Origin of the sequence: Bifidobacterium bombi DSM 19703, assembly GCF_000737845.1 — a bacterium.
Lineage (GTDB): Bacteria > Actinomycetota > Actinomycetes > Actinomycetales > Bifidobacteriaceae > Bifidobacterium > Bifidobacterium bombi.
The window spans coordinates 1036991-1058046 of record NZ_ATLK01000001.1 but is presented as its reverse complement, the minus strand read 5'-3'; the positions used below and the strand labels follow the sequence as shown (position 1 = coordinate 1058046).

12 protein-coding genes are annotated in these 21056 nt (G+C 59.0%); 10 read left to right on the top strand and 2 right to left on the bottom strand.

The annotated features are described in order from the left end of the window. From BBOMB_RS04005 to BBOMB_RS03990, 4 genes are all read left to right on the top strand, one after another. On the top strand, positions 1–1584 hold the full coding sequence (locus BBOMB_RS04005; RefSeq protein ID WP_052377435.1) for an ABC transporter ATP-binding protein: 1584 nt from the start codon (positions 1–3) through the stop codon (positions 1582–1584). A 276-nt stretch (positions 1585–1860) separates the two neighbouring features. Continuing rightward, positions 1861–2229 carry a 50S ribosomal protein L19 gene (rplS, locus tag BBOMB_RS04000; protein ID WP_044087290.1) on the top strand — a complete coding sequence of 123 codons (369 nt, stop codon included), beginning with the start codon at positions 1861–1863 and terminating at the stop codon, positions 2227–2229. Between the two features lie 454 nt (positions 2230–2683). After that, positions 2684–4507 (top strand): ABC transporter ATP-binding protein, encoded by a 1824-nt coding sequence (locus tag BBOMB_RS03995; protein WP_152570131.1) that lies wholly within the window; start codon positions 2684–2686, stop codon positions 4505–4507. A gap of 154 nt (positions 4508–4661) precedes the next feature. Next, positions 4662–6644 (top strand): ABC transporter ATP-binding protein, encoded by a 1983-nt coding sequence (locus tag BBOMB_RS03990; RefSeq protein WP_238549922.1) that lies wholly within the window; start codon positions 4662–4664, stop codon positions 6642–6644. Positions 6645–6784: 140 nt separating this feature from the next. Here BBOMB_RS03990 and BBOMB_RS03985 read toward each other — a convergent pair whose 3' ends face one another. After that, entirely contained in the window at positions 6785–7084 is a 300-nt protein-coding gene (locus BBOMB_RS03985; protein WP_044087295.1) for a metal-sensitive transcriptional regulator, read from the bottom strand. 435 nt (positions 7085–7519) lie between these two features. Between BBOMB_RS03985 and BBOMB_RS03980 the strand changes: the two genes are divergently transcribed. The 3 genes from BBOMB_RS03980 to ileS all read left to right on the top strand — a co-directional run bounded on the left by BBOMB_RS03980 (position 7520) and on the right by ileS (position 14490). After that, on the top strand, positions 7520–7912 hold the full coding sequence (locus tag BBOMB_RS03980; RefSeq protein ID WP_044087082.1) for a cupredoxin domain-containing protein: 393 nt from the start codon (positions 7520–7522) through the stop codon (positions 7910–7912). 83 nt (positions 7913–7995) lie between these two features. After that, positions 7996–10665, top strand: coding sequence for a heavy metal translocating P-type ATPase (locus tag BBOMB_RS03975; protein WP_238549882.1), 2670 nt, complete (start codon positions 7996–7998; stop codon positions 10663–10665). Between the two features lie 483 nt (positions 10666–11148). Next, positions 11149–14490, top strand: a complete 3342-nt coding sequence (gene ileS, locus BBOMB_RS03970; protein ID WP_044087299.1) for an isoleucine--tRNA ligase — start codon at positions 11149–11151, stop codon at positions 14488–14490. A 211-nt stretch (positions 14491–14701) separates the two neighbouring features. On the opposite strand, the gene BBOMB_RS03965 is transcribed toward ileS, so the two are convergent. Continuing rightward, on the bottom strand, positions 14702–15949 hold the full coding sequence (locus BBOMB_RS03965) for a CdaR family transcriptional regulator (RefSeq protein WP_052377431.1): 1248 nt from the start codon (positions 15947–15949) through the stop codon (positions 14702–14704). A 250-nt stretch (positions 15950–16199) separates the two neighbouring features. Here BBOMB_RS03965 and BBOMB_RS03960 point away from each other — a divergent pair, with 250 nt between their 5' ends. From BBOMB_RS03960 to BBOMB_RS03950, 3 genes are all read left to right on the top strand, one after another. Beyond that, the gene (locus BBOMB_RS03960; protein ID WP_044087085.1) at positions 16200–17498 is read left to right on the top strand and encodes a GntP family permease; all 1299 of its coding nucleotides are present in this window, start codon (positions 16200–16202) and stop codon (positions 17496–17498) included. 32 nt (positions 17499–17530) lie between these two features. Continuing rightward, positions 17531–18661 (top strand): glycerate kinase, encoded by a 1131-nt coding sequence (locus tag BBOMB_RS03955; RefSeq protein WP_044087086.1) that lies wholly within the window; start codon positions 17531–17533, stop codon positions 18659–18661. A gap of 233 nt (positions 18662–18894) precedes the next feature. Continuing rightward, complete coding sequence (locus BBOMB_RS03950) at positions 18895–20943, top strand: ABC-F family ATP-binding cassette domain-containing protein (protein WP_044087087.1); 2049 nt, start codon at positions 18895–18897, stop codon at positions 20941–20943. Positions 20944–21056 lie beyond the last annotated feature (113 nt).

The window sequence follows — 21056 nt, the reverse complement described above, 5'->3', positions numbered from 1 at the left end:
ATGGCAGACACTCTCACCAGGGATCTGAACGATACCGGTCGCAAGGCGGCCGAGAAGGGGACGGGAGACGCCATTATCGAGGCGAACCACGTCTCTCGCAGTTTCATCTCCGACAAAGGCAACCATCTTACTGTGCTTGACGATATTTCGCTTGACTTGCATGAACGGGAGGTGGTGGCCATCCTTGGCCGTTCAGGTGCGGGGAAATCCACGTTGCTCCGCGTGCTGGCGGGTCTGGTGGAGCCTACCAGCGGTACCGTGGCCTACAGGGGCGTTCCGCTGACGGGTGCGAACCCCGGCGTGGCTTTGGTCTTCCAGACCTTCGCCCTCATGCCGTGGCTTGACGTGCAAGCCAATGTGGAACTTGGGCTTGAGGCGCGAGGCGTTCCTCGTGACGAACGTCGTCGCAGAGCCTTGAAAGCCATAGATGCCATCGGTCTGGACGGTTTCGAGTCAGCGTATCCCAAGGAGCTTTCAGGGGGCATGAAGCAGCGTGTCGGCATAGCCCGGGCCTTGGTGCTTGAACCGGACGCTCTGTTCATGGACGAGCCGTTCAGTGCACTTGACGTGCTTACAGCCGAGAACCTGCGCCAGGAGGTGCTTGGTCTGTGGAAAGGCGGGGATAGCGGTATCAAGTCGATCCTCATCGTCACTCACAACATCGAGGAGGCCGTGCAGATGGCCGACCGTGTGGTGGTGCTCGGATCTCACCCAGGGCGCATCATCGCCGAGGAGCAGGTCAATCTGCCGCGTCCTCGCAACAAGCACAGCGAGGAATTCGAGAACGAGGTGGACCGTCTGTATACCGTTCTGACCGGTCAGTCGGATAGTGGCGGCGAGGGTGGGACCGGTGGTGATAACACCCAAGGTGCCGCGTCCGCCGCGCAACCCGATGGAAGTCAGGCAGCTGTGGCCGGTCATGGCGCGTCCGTTGCGGCTGGCGGATCCACCCCTTCGTCGCAGGCGCGTCAAGTCGCGGATGAGGCAGCAAGCCAAGGGAGTGACCTCGTTGGCGGTGTGAACGGTCAGAGTGACCGGGACGGAGAAAAGGGTGGTGAGGATGCCCGTGATGGCGGCGGCCACGAGGATCTGGTTCAGCTGCCCGATGTTTCGCCTGGTGGACTCAAAGGCCTTATCGACGTCATCTGTGAGTATCGCGAGGGTGCCGATTTGTCGGATCTGGCTTCCGATCTTTCATTCGAAGTGGATGACCTGCTACCGCTGATTGACGCCGGTTCCATGCTCGGGGTGCTTGAAGTCCACGACGGCCATGCCACCGCCACCCAGCAGGGTCTGCAATGGCATAAGGCGGGTATCTTGGAATCCAAGACCTTATTCGCGCAGCTGGCGATGGACCATGCCTCCTTGGTGCGCTCCATCGATCAGGCGTTGCGCCGCAGTCCGGAAGGCTCGCTGCGGGGTGAGCTGTTCATTGATTTGCTGCGCGGAAGGTTGCCTGACGTGGAGGCGCAGCGGCAATTCAGCATCGCTGTGAACTGGGGGCGTTACGGCGAGCTCTTCGATTACGATGCTGATGACGACGTGCTTACTCTGGACACCGGTGAGGACGAGCAGTCCGACTGACCACGGCTTCGGCGGTTGCTCGGCGTGCCGAAAGTACTTTTTTCTTGCATTGTGTCTACGCAAAAGGATACAATGTACCTTTAGTTTGTGCCGGGAATCGGACTGCCGCAGGGGTTCGGTTTCTCCAGTTCAGCCGGCGGGTTTCCGTCTGGCGAATCGGTGCGCTTCCGGTCAGGGGTCTGGCTGGAAAGGGAATTGGGCGTGGCTCTTGCCGGGATCGGTGGATTGCCAGCCCCTTTATCGGTGCGCTGTCTTGCGGCGGCGACAGGTGATGCAATGGTTAACGCTATTGAGGCATTCGATGCCAAGCATATGAAGCCGGCGGAAGATATTCCGGATTTCCGTCCGGGTGATTCGGTGGAAGTCAACGTCAAGATTCAGGAAGGCAACAATTCCCGTATCCAGGCGTTCTCCGGAGTGGTCATCGCCCGGCAGGGCGCAGGCCTTCGCGAGACGTTCGTTGTGCGTAAGGTGAGCTTCGGCTGCGGTGTGGAACGTCGTTTCCCCCTGCATTCCCCGGTGATCGACTCCATCAAGGTCACCCGCCGTGGCCGTGTGCGTCGTGCGAAGCTCTATTACCTGCGCAATCTGCGCGGTAAGGCGGCTCGTATCGTTGAGCGTCAAGATCACACAACCAAGGAGTAGTCCGCCAGTCGCAGACTGCCTTGTTTGGGTCCGGATCTTCGTGATTCGGGCCTTTTTATATTGATGCGCGACGGATGGGAATGGCGGGCTTTGCAGCTATGCTGTAATGGATTGCAGGACGTGTGGGGAAGCGTGGGTCCATCGGTGGAGGTTTTCGTCCCTTCGTGCATGATGCCCGCTCCATACATCGCTCGGTGGCTGACGGGCTGATGGCGCGCGGAATGTGCGATGACGGAACCTGAATGACGGTTCGGGCTTAAGACAGACATGGATATGACAGGCATCCCAAGGGATGTGGCTCGACGAAGGAATTATGAAAGTGGCAGACGGCTCACAGCCGTATCGAGGGAGGAGCACAATGAGGGAAGACGCAAGTGTTGGTGTCGTTTCTGGCGTTGACGCGCGGGATGCGAAATCAGCTGGTATGCAGCAGATCGAGGATCGCATGCTCGCCATGTCCGACACCATGTCCGATGACAGCGGGCGGCCGCCCAAGGAGGAACGTCCGAAGCATAAGATCCGCACCATGGCGCGTAGCTTGCGCGAATATAAGAAGAACACGATACTGACGCCCACGTTCGTTGCTGTGGAGTCGATTCTTGAGATACTCATACCCACGGTCATGGCGCAGCTCATCGACCAAGGCGTGTCCGGCGGGTCGATGCCTGCCATAGTGAAGTTCGGTACCATACTCGTCCTATGCTCTCTGGTTTCGCTGTTTGCGGGTTTCATGTCCGGCAAGGAGGGGGCAATCGCATCCTCCGGGTTTGCCAAGAACCTGCGTCACGATCTCTTCCAAAAGGTGCAGTCGTTCAGTTTTACGAACATCGACCGCTTCTCCACCGGCTCCGTCATCACCCGTCTGACGACGGACGTGACGAATCTGCAGGATGCGTTCCAGATGATCATCCGCGTGGGTGTGCGTGCGCCGATGATGGTCGTGGTGGCGTGGATCTTCGCCTTTCGCATAAGCCGTTCGATTTCCCTGGTCTTTTTGGTCATTATCCCGGTGCTGGGTTTGGCTCTCACCGGGCTCGCCCTCTCCGTACATCCCGTGTTCGAACGTGTGTTCCACACCTATGACAAGCTCAACAACGTGGTGGACGAGAACCTGCAGGGCATCCGCGTGGTGAAATCCTATAACAGGGAAGGGTTCGAATCGGGCAAGTTCCGGCGTATCTCGAAGCGCATCTACGAGTACTTCTGCAAGGCGGAACATGTCATGGCCTTCAACTGGCCCATTCTCAACACCTGCATCTACGGCGCCATGCTCGTCATTTCCTGGATGGGGGCCAAGCAGATCGTCGCTTCCGGCAACAACCCGGCGTTCGGACTGACCACGGGAGACCTGACGGCTTTGGTCACGTACGCCATGCAAATCCTCATGGCGCTGAACATGGTTTCGATGATCATCGTCATGGTGGTCATCTCACAGGCCGATGCCGAACGCGTCTGCCAGATCCTGGTCGAGGTCAGCGACGTGCGCGATCCGCAGGACCCGGTGATGGACGTGGCTGACGGCTCTATCGAATTCAAGGATGTTAGCTTCCGATATTCCAAGAATTCCGAGTCCCCCGTGCTTGACCATATCAACCTTGCGATTCCTGCCGGCAGGACCGTCGGCATTGTCGGCGGCACCGGTTCGTCCAAGTCCAGTCTGGTGCAGCTCATCCCGCGACTGTACGACGTGAGCTCCGGGTCGTTGCAAGTGGGTGGCCGCGACGTACGTGAATACGATTTGACCGCCTTGCGAGACGCGGTGGCCATGGTGCTGCAGAAGAACGTGCTGTTCACCGGCACCATAGCTCAGAACATCCGATGGGGCGATCCCAACGCGAGCGATGAGGAGGTCCGCCGTGTCTGCAAGCTCGCCCAGGCTGACGAGTTTGTTCAGGAAATGCCGGACAAATACGACACGTATATCGAGGAAGGCGGATCCAACGTTTCGGGAGGGCAACGACAGCGGTTGTGCATCGCACGTGCTTTGCTGAAGAAGCCGAAGATCCTCATTCTCGATGATTCAACGAGTGCGGTCGACACCAAGACTGACCAGCTGATCCGCCACGCCTTCAACGAGGAGATCCCGGACACCACGAAGATCATCATCGCCCAGCGTGTGGCTTCGGTTCAGGAAGCGGACGAAATCGTCGTCATGAACAACGGACGCATCCTCGACCGCGGCACCCATGACGAGCTGCTGCGCACATGTGATGAGTACCGGTCCATATATGAATCCCAGACGAAGAATCAGGCGGAGGGAAGTGAGAATGATGAGTGAAGAGAAACGGTTGGATGTGACCGACGGCACCAGTCAGGATATGCGCAAGGACAAGGAAGACTTATCTCGGACATCAAGCAAGGGTCGGACGGTCGCGGAGTCGGACAGATCCCGCGGCGCTTTGCCTGATGTTCAGCGTGCGCCCAAAGGCACCATGAAGCGCTTGGTTGGCTACATCATGAAGTATCGGTGGCGCGTGGCCGCCATCGTAGTGTGCATTTTGATCTGCGCGTGCACGCAGTCCCTGCCTTCACTGGTGCTGCAGCCGCTTATCGACAACTGCATCATGCCGTTCGTGGGCAGTGCGAATCCAGACTGGCGTCCGCTGATCAACATGACGTTGGTGGTCGGATGCATCTATTTCGTGGGCATGATCTGCTCGTTCACATGGAACTACATGGTCGTCGGGGTCGAGCAGGGTGTACTCAAGACGATCCGCGACCAGATGTTCGAGCATCAGCAGCATCTTCCCATTCGTTACTTCGACACCCATGAGCATGGCGACATGATGAGCCGTTATACGAATGACACGGACACGTTGCGCCAAGCCATATCGCAGTCCTTGCCTCAGATTCTCATCTCCAGCGCGTCGGCCGTTGCGGCATTGGCCGCCATGCTCTGGCTTTCGGTGCCCTTGACCGTCTTCACCGTGGTGTTCCTGGTGATCATGATGCTTGTGGTCAGAGTCATCATCCGGCGCAGTGGCCTGTACTTCGTCAAACGGCAGGAAACGTTGGGCGAGGTCAATGCGTTCGTGGAGGAGAACGTCGGAGGGCAAAAGGTCATCAAGGTGTTCAACCATGAGAACGCCACGGCCGCTGAATTCGATAAAAAGAACGAAGAGCTGTTCCGGGCCAACGCCGCGGCGAACACCTATGCCAACGTCACCATGCCCGTCATCGGCAACATGGGCAACCTGCTGTACGTGCTGCTTGCCATCGTCGGCGGTGTCGCGGGGATCTGCGGCTGGCATAACTTCGGGTTCTCGGGTTCCGGCGTGTTCACGTTGGGCGCCATCGTTTCGTTCCTGACGCTTTCCAAGACGCTCATCAACCCGGTGAGTCAGATATCCTCGCAGTTCAACATGATCATGATGGCCTTGGCCGGCGCTTCGCGCATCTTCAAGTTGATGGACGAGCCCGTGGAAAACGATGACGGTTCGGTGAGCCTGGTGCGTGTACGGGTTGGTGAGGATGGCCGTACGATGACCGAAGTCAGCCAAGATGACGTCGACCGCGACAGGCACGGTTATGCCTCCTACCAATGGGCTTGGAAACGTGCGGCGGATGATGACGGCAGCCGGTCGCTGAAGGCCGCCGAGAAGCTTCAGGGTCAGGCACGCGAGGTCGCCATCAAGGCTCATGAGAAGGCGGTCACGTCGCCTGACGGTCGTTATACGCTGCTGCGTGGTGACGTGAGGTTCACGAATGTCTCGTTTGGATACAACCCAGACAAAACGGTGCTTCACGACATCACTTGGTTTGCCAAACCCGGCCAGAAGATGGCGCTTGTAGGCGCCACCGGTGCCGGCAAGACCACGATCACGAACCTCATCAACCGCTTCTACGATATTCAGGAGGGGCAGATCCTCTATGATGGCATCGATGTGAGGAACATCAGAAAGGCCGATCTGCGCAGGTCACTTGGTATTGTGCTCCAGGACGTGAACCTCTTCACCGGGACAGTCATCGACAACATCCGTTACGGACGGCTCAACGCCACGGACGAGGAGTGCATCAACGCCGCGAAGCTGACCAACGCCGATGGGTTCATCCGCATGCTGCCGCAGGGGTATGACACCGTGCTTGCCGGTGATGGCAGTGGGCTTTCGCAGGGTCAGCGTCAGTTGGTCTCCATTGCCCGTGCGGCCGTAGCCGACCCGCCGGCGATGATCCTTGACGAGGCCACCAGTTCCATTGACACACGCACCGAGGAAGTGGTGCAGGAGGGTATGGACGCCTTGATGAAAGGCCGTACCGTCTTCGTCATCGCACACCGTCTCTCCACGGTTCGCAATTCGGACGTCATCATGGTGCTCGACCACGGCAACATCATCGAGCGAGGCACTCACGACGAGCTCATCGCTCAGAAGGGCGAATACTACCAGCTTTACACCGGCAAACTCGAGCTGGAGTGAGGAGCCTCCTGCGTCGGCTGTGATCCATGGGTGCTGCGGTCTTGCGGTATGGATGGATCGAGCCGGCGCACGGTCGTATGCGTTGTTAAGGGATTTGCCTTATCCGACCATTGTGAGATCCCGCGCAGTTCACTGTCTGGTCATGATTTCACCAGTCTGGTGATGGCGGCGATGGCTTCGTCCATCTTCTCATCGGCCACGGGGCCGCCTTCGGCCGCTGCACTGGCCACACACGTGTCGAGGTGATCCTCAAGAAGCAGGAGCGCCACTGATTTAAGGGCCGAGTTCGAAGCGCTGATCTGCGTCAGGATATCTATGCAATACGTATCGGTCTCAATCATCCGTGTGATGGCATGGACCTGTCCTTCGATGCGCCGCATCCGGGTTATAAGCCTCTTTTTGTCTTTGGCATAGCCATGATGTCGGGTTCTGGCGTCCATGTTCGTGGAGTGTTCCGTACGACACGTGGTGTCATCCCGCTGTGTTTCGACGGTGTGTTCGGTGATGTTGGAAGGGTTGTTGTGTTGTGGTTTCATGCGATCTCCTAAGAGGGACGTGTGACGGCTGTTCGGCATCATGTGCGGTTTTCCGCGTAAGACGAAGTCGGTGGAGAATGGTTTCGTGGTTGTTCCTCGTCAACTCGGCGGCAACCCGGCTAATGGATGTCCGTGGGTCCGCGGCTTGTCCACGCGGGAGCCGCTGTACCTCTTCGTGTTGAGCGGATTCGAATCATGTGAGTTCTGCGTCCCGGTCGCCTATGCGTGACTATGGCGTCAGGGTAGACGAAGATGATTTCGTTCACGGAATATCCAGTATACCCCTAGGGGGTATAATTCCCAATGTAAGGAGAATGTGCTCGAGGGGATGGGGTGTCTATGAACGGGAACGTAGGTGTGAACGTCGTGTTGATTGTCGCAGCGTTGATGTTGACGGCGTTTATCATATGGTATTTTTTCGCTCCCCGAAAGGCCGCCCAGGTCGGAAGCAAGGGCGGCGTGCAGATTGCCCATATCGTGGTCAAAGGTGGCTACACGCCGCAAGTGGTCGAAGTCCATGCCGGTGAACCGGTGCGCCTTGAGTTCGAACGGCAGGAGGACGGGGAGTGTTCGTCCCATGTGGTGTTCAGCGATCTTGGCATAGACCGGATGCTGCCCGCGTACGAGACGACGAGTGTGGAGTTCACGCCCGAACGACCGGGCGATCTGCCCTATGCCTGCGGCATGAACATGCTGCATGGCATGGTCAAGGTGCTGCCCGCGAACCGATGAGGCACACGTCGATCCTGCAGGGACGGGAGACGTCCCGCGTAGGGCTGGGAACATCATCAAGGCGACATAGTCAGGGGAAGCAGATGGGTAATTTGGCGACGGCATCGTTGGAATCGTTACGGCCGGGCGGTATAAGTGTGATACGTTCGGGGAGCTTGTCTGCGTCTCAGGCCGGTTTCTTTCGCGTGCAGGGCGGCGGTACATCGCTGATAGCGCGTGGCGGAGGCGCATCAGCCCGGAGTGCTTCAAGGCACCTGATGGACGGTTCCCGGCTCTCTTCCGGCGACGGGGATGGGAACGGTGGGGGTCATGAGCTTCCTGGAGACGACGACGCGGAGCGCCGCCGTGAGATCGCCGTTCTGAAGCGCCGTCTCATCGTGGCTGCAGTGCTCACCGTCCCGGTGTTCTTCTTCGCCATGTTCCACATGTGGCTCGGTGCGCTGCCGGCTGGGCTGGTAACGTTCTTCATGGACCCGTGGGTGCAGTTCGCCTTCATTACGCCTGTCATGTTCTACTCTGGCTGGCCCATCCACCGCACCGGTTGGCTGGCGCTCATTCATCGTTCGCCGGAGATGAATTCGCTGGTGGCCTTAGGCACTGCCGCGTCCTATGGATACAGCGTGGTTGTGACCGTTGTTCCGCAGATACTTCCCGCCGCAGCACGCGAGCCGTACTTCGAAGCTGTGGGTACCATCATCACGCTGATGCTGGTTGGGCAACTGCTTGAGGCGTATGCGCGACTTGGCACAGGCGAGTCCATCCGGGCGCTGATCGATCTGAGGCCTAAAACCGCACATGTGGTGCGCGGGTCGAATCGGTCCGTAGAACCCGTCCCGCAGCATCCGGGGGATGATCGTACCGCAACGACGGGCGATGGGACAGTCCATGAAATCGAGATTCCGGCCGATCAGGTCGTTGTGGGTGATGTCGTCGTCATCCGTCCGGGTGAGCAGCTTCCGGTTGACGGGGTGGTTGTCGCCGGGAGTTCGAGCGTCGATGAATCCATGATCACCGGTGAATCCCTGCCCGTCGTCAAACAGGTCGGGGACGAAGTCACCGGCGCCACCATTAACACCAATGGCACGATCAGATACCGGGCCACCAAAGTGGGCAGTGATACGACACTTGCCCAAATCATCGCATTGGTACGTGCCGCACAGACTTCAAAGGCGCCGATCCAAAGGCTCGCGGATAAGATTGCCAGCTATTTCGTGCCGATGGTCATACTCATCGCTTTATGGACATTCGTGGTCTGGTGGCTTGTGGGGCCTGCGCCTCGTGGTATGCATGCGCTTGTCTCCGCTGTTGCTGTTCTGGTCATAGCGTGTCCTTGCGCGCTGGGCATAGCCACACCGTTGTCCGTCACAATCGCCACAGGCAAAGCGGCCCGTTATGGTGTGCTCATTCGTTCGGCTCAGGCTTTGGAGACGGTACGCAAGGTTGATACCATCATCCTCGACAAGACTGGCACGATCACCGTGGGCAAGCCCAGGCTCACCGACATTGCCTTGGTCGGCGGAGACGATGCCGCAGCGTCAGCGTTTACTCGTGAGTCTGTTCTTGCGCTCGCGGCCGCTGCGGATCGCAACTCCGAGCATCCGCTGGCCCAAGCCGTCGTGGAGGCCGCAGATGCCGGGAACGCGAAGTTGCTTGATGTCGATTCCTTTGAATCCATACCTGGTGGCGGTGTGATGGCTAAGGTCAATGGTCGTGAGGTCGTCGTCGGCAACGCCAGTCTTATGGGGGAACGTGGTGGCGTCGTTTCGGAAGCGTCCCGTCAGTGCATGGATTCCTATGCCCGCCAAGGCAAGACTCCGGTGCTCGTCGCCGTCGATGGTTCGCTCGTCGCCGTGTTCGCCATTGCCGACATCGTCAAGCCGGACTCCGCCGATGCCGTCGCAGCCCTCAAATCTCGTGGTCTCGACGTGTTTATGGTCACCGGCGACAACGAGACCACTGCCCGTACCATGGCCACCCAGGTGGGAATCGACCATGTGATCGCCGGCGTGCGTCCGGAGCGCAAGGCCGCAGAAGTCGCCCGTCTGCAGCGCGAAGGCCGTACAGTGGCTATGACTGGTGACGGCATCAACGATGCTCCGGCGCTGGCGCAGGCGGATGTCGGCTTTGCCATCGGCACTGGAACGGATGTGGCCATTGAGTCCAGCGACCTCACCTTGGTTTCCGGCTCACTCACGGCGCTGGTCACGGCTGTGGACCTCTCCCGTGCCTCCATGCGCAACATCAAACAGAATCTCGGCTTCGCCTTCGGCTATAACATGGTGGGCATTCCCATCGCCGCCGGTGTGCTCTACCCGTTCCTCCACATCATGCTCAATCCCATGATCGCCGGCGCCGCCATGGCGTTTTCCTCTCTTTCGGTGGTGCTCAACGCCAATCGTCTACGAGCCTTCGACCCGTCCAAGGTGAAGGTGAAACGTCTGACATTCAAGCGCAGGAGTCGTTCCGACGTGAAGGTGCTGAAGTCCAATGAAACCAACCAATATGTGGGGGCGTCGTTCGACGCTCCACAACCACAGCGTTCCGGCGGGCGATCCGCGGAACCGACGAAAGGAAGAACAATGGACATGAACATGAACGATGGCGCAACCACCGTCAAGGATCCGGTGTGCGGCATGAGCATTGACCCGAGGACCGCGGCCGCAAGCCAGGAATACAACGGCAAGACCTATTACTTCTGCAGCGCCGATTGCGCCGGCAACTTCGCCGCCGATCCAGCGAAGTATGCCGTCTGAACGGGCTGGTGCCGTATGGTGGAGATTTTCGAGGTTCGGCGGTTCTCGGATTCCGGCGCCGCCGTGCCATTGTTTCGCAGCGGCGTCGGGAGGCCCACCGCGTGACGGCCCGTCGCAGGAATTTCCTGTATTCCGCAGTGTGGTCACGGAGATGCGTGCATCCCATGGCGGTGTTAGCATATTACTTCATATAGGCGTTGATCCGTCATCAGCGGGGAGCTTTCGGAAGAACGGCCGGCGGGTATGGCGCTTCGCTGGCTTATTAGAACCGACGGGTGGGCCCGTATAGCCCGTTTCAAGCGGTCGCGCGTCGTGCTTTCCTTCCAAGGGTGCGCGTGCGGCAAGCGGGGTGGTACCGCGGCGGTCGATGCAACGGCTGTTCGTCCTCGCAGGAATGTACCTGCTAGTGAGGAGTACGCGGTGAGTCAATCAAGCAATTTTACGGCTGCGCAAACGCGAAGCCACATATACCCCAAAGCGGCCATGGGCGCCCAGTCCGAGCGCATAGCCCCCAATCCCAGCTTCCCGCAGCTCGAGGAGTCCGTTCTGGACTACTGGGACAAGGACGACACTTTCGATAAATCGGTCGAGCGCAATCCCAGCGGTGACCACAGCGACAACGAGTTCGTCTTCTTCGACGGCCCGCCCTTCGCCAACGGACTGCCGCATTACGGGCATCTGCTCACCGGTTACGCCAAGGACGTGATACCGCGCTACCAGACCATGAAAGGCCGCAAGGTCAAGCGTGTCTTCGGTTGGGACACGCACGGTCTGCCCGCCGAACTCGAGGCCCAGAAGGAGCTTGGCATCGAGTCCGTGGACCAGATCGAACAGATGGGCATCGAGAAGTTCAACGACGCGTGCCGCAAATCCGTCCTTAAGTACACCGATGAATGGAAGACCTACGTGCATCGCCAGGCCCGCTGGGTGGACTTCGAGCACGGGTACAAGACCTTGGACACCACCTACATGGAATCCGTCATGTGGGCGTTCAAGACGCTCTATGACAAGGACCTGGCCTATAAGGGCTACCGCGTGCTGCCGTACTGCCCCAAAGACCGCACTCCGCTTTCCGCGCATGAGCTGCGTATGGACGACGACGTGTACCAGGACAGGCAGGACACCACCGTTTCCGTGGCCGTCAAGCTATGTGATGAGGATGACGCCTACGCCGTCTTCTGGACCACCACTCCCTGGACCGTGCCCACGAACTTCCTCATCGTCGTCGGTCAGGACATCGACTACGTGGAGGTGCGGCCCACCGAAGGCAAGTTCGCCGGCAAGAAGTTTTACCTTGGCAAGCCGTTGCTCAAGAACTACGAGAAGGTCCTTGGCAAGGACTACGAGGTGGTGCGCGAACTCAAGGGCGAAGAGATGAAGGGTTGGCGTTACTGGCCCGTGTTTCCGTACTTCGCTGGGGACGAGGCGCGCTCGCAGGGTCATGTGCCCGGACCGAACGCCTACCAGATTCTCACGGCGGACTATGTCGACACGCTCGAAGGAACCGGCCTGGTCCACCAGGCTCCCTACGGCGAAGATGATATGAACACACTCAATGCCAATGGAGTCAATTCCATCGACGTGCTCGATGCCGGATGCCACTTCACCTCGGCATGCCCCGATTACGAGGGTGAGTATGTGTTCGACGCGAACATGCCGATCATCCGCAACCTGCGCAACGGTGACGGCCCACTGGCCGGCATCCCGCAGGACCGCCGAGCGTTGCTGTTCGAGGAGAAGAGCTACGTGCACTCCTACCCGCACTGCTGGCGTTGCGGGACACCGCTGATCTACAAGCCGGTCTCTTCATGGTTCGTTCGCGTCACGGCAATCAAAGACCGACTTTTGGCGAACAACCAACTCATCAACTGGATTCCCGACAACGTCAAGGACGGTCAGTTCGGCAAGTGGCTCGCGAACGCTCGCGATTGGTCGATATCCCGCAACCGCTTCTGGGGTTCGCCCATCCCGGTGTGGGTCTCGGACGACCCGGCCCATCCGCGTGTGGACGTGTACGGATCGCTGGACGAGCTGAAGGCGGACTTCGGTGATTACCCGCGTGACGGCGAAGGCAACATCAACATGCACAGGCCTTACATCGACGAGCTGACGCGGCCGAATCCCGACGACCCCACGGGAAAGTCGCATATGCATCGCATCGACGATGTGCTTGATTGCTGGTTCGAATCGGGTTCCATGCCCTTCGCGCAGTTCCACTATCCGTTCGAGAACAAAGAGTATTTCGAGCAGCACTTCCCGGCCGATTATGTGGTGGAATACATCGGCCAGACACGAGGCTGGTTCTATGTCCTGCACGTCATGGCCACGGCGCTTTTCGACCGTCCGGCCTTTAAGAACGTGATTTGCCACGGCATCGTGCTGGGCGACGACGGGCAGAAGATGAGCAAGCATCTGCGCAATTACCCTGATGTCAACGGCGTGTTCGATAAGTATGGTTCTGATGCCATGCGCTGGTTCCTGATGAGTTCACCGATCCTGCGCGGCGGCAATCTCATCGTGACCGAGGATGGCATCCGAGACACGGTGCGCCAGGTCATGCTGCCGGTATGGAGTTCATATTACTTCTTCACTCTCTATGCCTGTGCCTCCAACGGCGGCAAAGGATACGAGGCGCGTGAACTGCGGGCCGATGAGGTGGCCGGACTGCCCAGCATGGACCGGTATCTGTTGGCGCGTCTGCGTCGGCTCATCGTTTCGGTGGAGCATGCGCTCGACACCTTCGCCATCTCCGATGCCTGCGCCGCGGTGCAGGATTTCATCGACGTGCTCACCAACTGGTATATCCGCAACACCCGTGAGCGTTTCTGGAATGAGGACGAGAACGCCTTCAACACCTTGTATACGGTGCTTGAGGCATTCATGCGCGTGCTGGCGCCCTTGGCGCCGATGGAAGCGGAGACCATCTGGCGCGGTCTGACGGGGGGGCAGTCGGTTCACTTGGCCGAGTGGCCGTTCGTCACACGCCGTGATGAAGCGTCGCATGGCGCGGGGGTCTGCGCGCCCTCCCTGGACGAGCTCAACCAAGGCGGCCAGGATACGGTGCTCGGCAGTGTGCTGATGGATGACCAAGCCTTGGTGGACGCCATGGAACAGGTGCGCGCGGTCGTCTCCGCAACCTTGTCCCTGCGCAAGTCGAGTCAAATCCGTGTCCGCCAGCCGCTTTCCAAGCTCACCGTGCTGGTGGACGATCCTGATGCAGTGGCGGCGTACGAGGCACTGCTGAGGTCGGAATTGAACGTGAAATCGGTGGAATTCTCATCCGTAGCCGATGCAGGTGAACATGGACTGAAGATTGTCCACGACCTGAAGGTTAACGCGCGTGCCGCCGGACCGAGGTTGGGCAAGCAGGTTCAGTTCGCCATCCGTGCGTCCAAGAGCGGCGATTGGGAGGTCGGCGCCTCCGGTGTTCCTGTGGTGCATACGCCCAACGGCGACATCGAGCTTGAACCAGGCGAGTACACTTTGGTCAACCAGGTTCAGGAGGAGAATCAGTCCGGTGGGGCGAACGACGTTTCCGCTCCGTTGCCTTCGGGGGGATTCGTGATTCTGAACACGGAGCTCGACGATGACCTGTTGGCCGAAGGCTATGCCCGTGATGCCATCCGTTGCGTGCAGGACGAGCGCAAGGCCGCCGGTCTTGATGTGACGGACCGCATCAGGTTGTGTCTCAAGGTGCCGTCCGCCGATGCCACCAAGGTCGAGCGGTTCCGTGGCCTGATTGCTGATGAGACCCTCGCCACTTCGATGAGTGTAATGTCCGACGACTCCGTTCGGGAGCTTGAGGTGAACGTTTCGAAAGCGTGAGCATCAGATTTGCGAACGTGCTTCAAACGGAATCACCCACGAGATGTGATTTTCCTGGGAATGCGGTATGGGCGCTTTGGCTATGTGTGAGTTGTGGCGCCCGTCCGGCTTCGTGCCGTGGGTAGGGTCGTGGTCGGTTTTGCGAATGCGGCCTGTCGAAGTGCGTTCCGTGGTGTGAATCGAGGCCGTGGAGCGGGATGCGTCGCTCGGGTCACTCATGCCAGTGCAGGTAGTCGTGAAGCAGGAAAGCGGTGTCCAGTATCGAATAGTCCTTGAGTACCCTGGGATTGTAGCCCGTTTTTTCCGTGATGCGGTTGAGGTGGTTCTGCAGGGTGTTCTTGTGTACATACATCGACCGTGCGGCGCGGGTTATACTTCCGTTGTATGCCTTATATGCCGCGAAGGTGCGTTCGAGATCTCCTATTTCCGACTCGTTCAGTCCGTTGAATATGCGATTGACGAATTCGATGGCTTGTTTTCCGGGCACCGATTGTGCGATGATGCCGAAATCGAGATCGCCATAGACCGTTGAGTTGGAAGGCAGCCGTTCCGTTTGGGGTAGGTTGTCTTCGCAGCCCGGGTCCGCGTCGATCGCCTCTCTTGGGAACAGACTTCTGGACGACGTGTTTCCTGGGGCCGGGATGGTGGGACACTGGCTCGTCGGTCTCGTTTTTTCGTGCTGTGCCATGAATGTTCCCCAGTCCACGGCCGAGGAGGCCTGGTCATAGCTTTTCCAGTACGCACTGAAGTCGTCCATGATCTCACCGATGCCAAAGAACAGACCTTGCCCTTGGGTGGTGAAGGCGTCGTCGCACAGCGTGCTGCGCAGATGATGGATATCCTTGCAGTCACTGAAGATGCAGCATTCCTGGGGCGTGGTTGAAAAGAGGCAATCCCCGAATTCGCCTTTCCGTTCCTCGATTGCTTCGTAGGTTCGTTCGTCGACCCGCGTTCCGGTGAGCGTCCTGCCGATTATGGCGCGCCTTGGGGTGGACAGGTCGACTCGCAGGGTGGAGGCAAGCACGTTGAGGAGTCCCGAGTCCTTATGCTCGTTCGATAGGAGGAGAACGACGTCCGCCACCATCAGCCTACGGTCGAAGTTGCTGATTTGGTTGAGGTTCTCTCTGATCAGGATCTCGGTCATCTTCTTGAGTATGTTGCCGAAGTCCTCCACTTCTTCCGCATTTCCTGTCACCCCGACCACGGCCACGACCTCGCCGTTGAACAGGACCGGCACATTGATCCCGTCGCGGGCGCCGGGGTAGCGGTGAGTCCCATCCACGGTCACCGTGCGTTTCTGCGCGATGGCCAGAACGGCTCCACCATGGATGTTGCCGACGCGCGACGGGTCGGTACTGGCGATGATCGTCCCCTGGGTGTCGAAGAAATTGATCTCGTGGTGGAGGACGTCCTTGATGTTCGAGACGATGGTTTGGGCGATTTTCGGATCGATGGTCATATGCATCTCGTTTCGACGTATGGCGTTGATGAATCGACAGCCTACGTTCAGGAAATAGTACGTGTAACAGAGTTTACCGTTTTTTATGAATAATCGGTAGGCGTGAATACATGGAACTTTCGGATTTTCGGACACATACTGTATGTGTGATGTACGTCACTGTTGAAGAGGGGTGAGCGCCGGGACACACGTGTTCATGATGCGGCCCCGTGCGTCATCGAGGTATTTCAGTTTCCGAAGGAGGATTGACATGACCATTACCGTTGGCTGGTGGGCGGCGTTGCTGGGTCTTGCTTTGGCCATCGCGCTCATTTTGATGAAACTCAACACCACATACGCGCTGCTGCTGGGCGCCATTGTCGGTTGCCTGATCGGTGGTGCGAGTTTTTCGCAAACCGTGGACATCGTCATCAAAGGTTCGCAGAGCGTCATGGGCACAGTGGTCCGCGTGCTTGCGGCCGGTGTGTTGGCGGGCGTCATGATGGAATCAGGTGCGGCGGACACCATAGCCAGGACCATCGTGTCGAAATTCGGTGAGGGGCTGGCCATATTCTCGTTGGCTTTCGCGACCATGATACTGTGCGCCGTAGGTGTGTTCATTCCGGTGGCGGTGCTCATCGTGGCACCGATTGCAATCGAGGTTGGCTCCAAGATGAAGATATCCAAGCTTGCGATTCTTGTGGCTCTTTCCGGTGGCGGCAAGGCCGGCAACATCATCTCCCCGAACCCCAACACCATAGCGGTGGCGTCAGGGTTCAAAATCCAGCCGTCGCAGGTCATGATAGCGAGTTTCATACCGGCGCTGTGCGGTCTTGCCGTCGCGGTCCTGCTGGCCACACTCACGCAGCACAGGGGCACCGTCGTGACCATGGCCGACCTGGATAAGGGCGGTGGCGACGCGAAGGGGGACAAGGAACTTCCGTCAATCGGCCGGGCTTTGGTAGCCCCGGTCGTTGCTGTCGTCCTTCTGATGGTCAATCCTGTGGGATCCTTGCTGCATATCGGTTTGTTGCAGCGGTTCCAAGTGGATGCCATGTACATTCTTCCGATCGCCTCCATCATAGGTCTGTTCGCCATGAAGCAGGGTGGGCACATTCTGGACTACACCAAAGCCGGATTGAATCGTATGGTGGATGTAGTACTCATTCTCATCGGCGCCGGTGCCTTGGGCGGCCTCATCACCACTTCCGATCTGCCCCAGCAGATTGTGCGTCTGATAACCGGCATGGGCATTTCCGGTTCGTTCCTGGCCCCGATCGCCGGCATACTGATGGGTGCTGCATCCGCATCCACCTCGACCGCGGTGATTTTGGGCAGTAGCTCGTTCGGAAGCGCCATCCTCAGATTCGGGGTTTCGCCAGTCGCGGCCGCCGTCACGATGCAGGCGGGTGCCACGGTCATCGATCAGCTGCCGCACGGCAACTATTTCCATGTCACCGCGAAGTCGGTCAACATGACTCTTGGCGAACGTATGAAAGTGGTGCCATTCGAGTTCCTGGTAGGTCTGACGATGACCATCGTCGCCTCGTTGATGTACCTCGTGTTCTGAGAGGCGTTGGACTGACAGTGAAAGGAGAGCATATGAAAATCGTCATAGCACCGGATTCGTTCAAGGGAGCGGCCACTGCCAAGGAAGTCGCGGATGCCATTGAAAAAGGGGTGAGGGTCGTCGCCCCGGGTGCCGAATGCGTCAAAGTGCCGATGGCCGACGGTGGAGAGGGAACGGTGCAGTCCTTGGTGGACGCCACCGGCGGGGAACTCGTCAGCGCCGAAGTCACGGGGCCGTTGGGCACTCCGGTCACGGCGTGGTACGGTCTGTTGGGTGATGGAGTGACTGCGGTCATCGAGATGGCGGCGGCCAGTGGTATCCAGTTCGTCAATGACGATACCAAGGACCCATTGCGCACCACTACGTTCGGCACTGGCGAACTCATCGAGGACGCCCTCGATCGTGGCGTGACGTCATTCATCATCGGTTTAGGGGGAAGCGCCACGAATGACGGCGGCGCCGGCATGGCTCAGGCGCTCGGCGTGAGATTACTTGACGATCAGGGACGTGAGCTGCCTTTCGGTGGTGCCGCGCTCGCAGATCTGAGCTCCATCGATGTGTCCGGGCTGGACGCGCGTCTGGATTCCGTGCGGATTCTCCTTGCCTCCGATGTCACGAACCCATTGACGGGTGAGCGTGGTGCCTCGGCGGTGTTCGGACCGCAAAAGGGTGCGACCGGTGATATGGTGTCTGTACTTGACGATGCGTTACGTCACTATGCGGCCTTGATTCGCGACCAGTTGGGGCGCGAGGTCGAAGGTGTTCCAGGCGCTGGCGCGGCCGGCGGGCTTGGTGCGGGTTTCCTTGCGTTCACTCATGCGGCGATGCGTTCGGGTGTACAGACGGTCGTCGAAGCCACCCATCTGAAGGAAAAGGCGCAGGGTGCCGATGTGTGCTTCACCGGTGAGGGAGGAATCGATTACCAGACCCAATATGGCAAGGCGCCGATGGGAACGGCACAGGCCGTGAAATCCGTCTCTCCGCAATGCAAGGTGATTGCTTTGGCTGGGAGCAAAGGAGCCGGCATCGAGCAACTGTACGATGTCGGTATCGACGCTGTGTTCTCGGTCTCGCCAGGTGCGGTCTCCCTTCAGGAAGCCATCGCCGGGACGTTGGACAATGTTGCCTCATGCACGCAGAACTTGATGAGATTGCTGGTATGACCATGTGATTTCGTTCAGCGGAGTTCCCGCCTGTTGCCAGGTGCATACGGCTTGTGCGCGGTGGATTTTCATGACCGTCGAAGTCGGGCTAAACCGCGCAGGCGGACATGCTCTGCTGAACGGAATCCTCTTCACAGGGTGGCTATCGGGGTCAACAGCATTGGCCCGTCACGGCGTCATAGGCGGTCGTGCGCGAGAGCAAAGACCTGCACCAGCGGTAGCATTGAAGCATTATGCCTACTTTTGATTTGGGACTTGAACACGTATCACTGGAATTCGCCACTAAAACCATTTTCACAGATGTGACCCAGGGGGTCAATGAGGGTGACCGCATCGGCATCGTCGGGCGCAACGGTGACGGGAAATCCACATTGCTGCAGTTGCTCAGTGGGTCGCAGATTCCGGATTCGGGGCAGGTGACCCGTCGCAACGGCGTCACTTTCGGCCTGCTGAGCCAGAGGGATTCGCTCGACGACGACGCGACGGTACGTCAGGCCGCTTTGGAAGGCAGAGAGGACTACGAGTGGGCCTCGGACCCGCGCTCCCGGCAGATTGTGGAGGCGCTGCTCGGAGGTCTGAGTCTGGATGCCAAGGTGGGGTCGCTCTCGGGCGGGCAGCGGAGGCGCGCGGATCTGACGCGGTTGCTGCTGAAGGATTGGGATATCCTGGCACTCGACGAACCCACGAACCATCTGGATATCGTCACCATTCACTGGTTGGCTGAGCATTTGAAGAATCGTTGGAGCAAGGGGCAGGGTGCGCTGCTGCTTGTCACGCACGACCGCTGGTTCCTGGATGAGGTGTGCGAATCCATGTGGGAGGTGCACGACGGCGTCATCGATCCCTTTGAGGGAGGTTACAGCGCGTACATGCTGCAGCGCGTCGAACGGGATCGGCAGGCCGATATCCGTGAGGAGCGCAGACGCAACCTGGCGCGTAAGGAGCTTGCCTGGCTCACGCGTGGAGCCCGGGCCCGAGCCACGAAACAGAAGTTCCACGTCAAGCAGGCGCATGCCCTCATCGACGATGTGCCGCCGCTTCGCAACACTTTGGAACTCAAACGCATGGCCACCTCACGTTTGGGCAAGCAGGTGGTGGACCTCAAGGGTGTGACCCAGATCTATGAGCACGAGCGTGGCGTCGTCGAGGGAGCGGATACGGTCTCCGCACTATATGAGGAGCCTAAGGCGATGGGTTCCGTTCAGATCGCGGTCGATGGCGGGGACAGAGCGGATGGTACGAGCGCCGCACGGACGGTGACGGTTCGTGGTCGTGAGGTGCTCGATGACGTCACCTGGCTCATCGGCCCCGGTGATCGTTTCGGCATCGTAGGTGCCAACGGCGCCGGCAAATCGACGCTGCTGAAGATCATCGACGGTTCCCTCACCCCGACCACTGGCCATGTGAAGGTCGGAAAGACGGTGAAGTTCGCGGTGCTCTCGCAGCGCCTGGACGAATTGGAGCGCCTTGGCAAGTACAAGATCAAGGAGGTGCTGAGCCGCTACAAGCCGACCTACGAGCTTGACGGCAAGGAAGTGACCACGGGCCAACTCATGGAACGGTTGGGCTTCACCGGGGCCCAGCTGATGACCCCGATTCGAGATCTTTCCGGCGGGCAGAAGCGACGCATGCAGTTGCTGCTGATATTGCTCGATGAACCCAACGTCCTGATCCTGGACGAACCAGGCAACGACCTTGACACCGACATGCTCGCTGTCATGGAGGATCTGCTTGATTCCTGGCCCGGGACTCTCATCGTGGTCTCACATGACCGGTACCTGTTGGAACGGGTCACCGATCAGCAGTTTGCGCTCATCGGTGGGAAGGTGCGTCATCTTCCCGGCGGCGTGGATGACTATCTTGATATGGTGCGGCGCATCGAAAACGGCGAAACTCTTGATGAGCTGAACGGCCGCGGCAACACCGGTGGTGGATCCGGTAGGGGCGGGTCCGGCTCCGCTGGATCTGCGTCGACCGCTTCAGCTGGCGACACTGCTTTCGAGGGTTCCGAGGTTAATGCCGGTGGCGGTGCCACAGATGACTCCGCCACTCCCAAGCTCACGGGCAGGGCCTTCCACGATGCGACCCGTCGCATCAGTGCCATAGAGCGCAAACTGGCGAAGCTTGAGGAGGTCAGGTCCGGCATCGAGAGACGCATGACGGTTCATGACCCCAGCGATTTCGAGGGGCTGGCCAAGCTTAACTCGCAGTTGCAGAGCAATGCTGAGGAGTCCCAGGGACTTGAGAACGAGTGGATGGAGCTTTCCGAACAGGTAGAGTGAGCAACTCCCGCATCCTGATTTCCAAACGCCTGTTTATGCCCGCTAAGCTACCGCTGTAGCTCGCGGCGGGCAGCGGTCGGGTTTCAAGTACTCGCATGGCGTATTGTGCCTTG

Coding starts and splice junctions, on each gene's coding strand:
- BBOMB_RS04005 (WP_052377435.1), top strand. CDS start 1: ATGGCAGACACTCTCACCAGGGATCTGAACGATACCGGTCGCAAGGCG.
- rplS (WP_044087290.1), top strand. CDS start 1,861: ATGGTTAACGCTATTGAGGCATTCGATGCCAAGCATATGAAGCCGGCG.
- BBOMB_RS03995 (WP_152570131.1), top strand. CDS start 2,684: ATGTCCGACACCATGTCCGATGACAGCGGGCGGCCGCCCAAGGAGGAA.
- BBOMB_RS03990 (WP_238549922.1), top strand. CDS start 4,662: ATGAAGCGCTTGGTTGGCTACATCATGAAGTATCGGTGGCGCGTGGCC.
- BBOMB_RS03985 (WP_044087295.1), bottom strand. CDS start 7,084: ATGGACGCCAGAACCCGACATCATGGCTATGCCAAAGACAAAAAGAGG.
- BBOMB_RS03980 (WP_044087082.1), top strand. CDS start 7,520: ATGAACGGGAACGTAGGTGTGAACGTCGTGTTGATTGTCGCAGCGTTG.
- BBOMB_RS03975 (WP_238549882.1), top strand. CDS start 7,996: ATGGGTAATTTGGCGACGGCATCGTTGGAATCGTTACGGCCGGGCGGT.
- ileS (WP_044087299.1), top strand. CDS start 11,149: ATGGGCGCCCAGTCCGAGCGCATAGCCCCCAATCCCAGCTTCCCGCAG.
- BBOMB_RS03965 (WP_052377431.1), bottom strand. CDS start 15,949: ATGACCATCGATCCGAAAATCGCCCAAACCATCGTCTCGAACATCAAG.
- BBOMB_RS03960 (WP_044087085.1), top strand. CDS start 16,200: ATGACCATTACCGTTGGCTGGTGGGCGGCGTTGCTGGGTCTTGCTTTG.
- BBOMB_RS03955 (WP_044087086.1), top strand. CDS start 17,531: ATGAAAATCGTCATAGCACCGGATTCGTTCAAGGGAGCGGCCACTGCC.
- BBOMB_RS03950 (WP_044087087.1), top strand. CDS start 18,895: ATGCCTACTTTTGATTTGGGACTTGAACACGTATCACTGGAATTCGCC.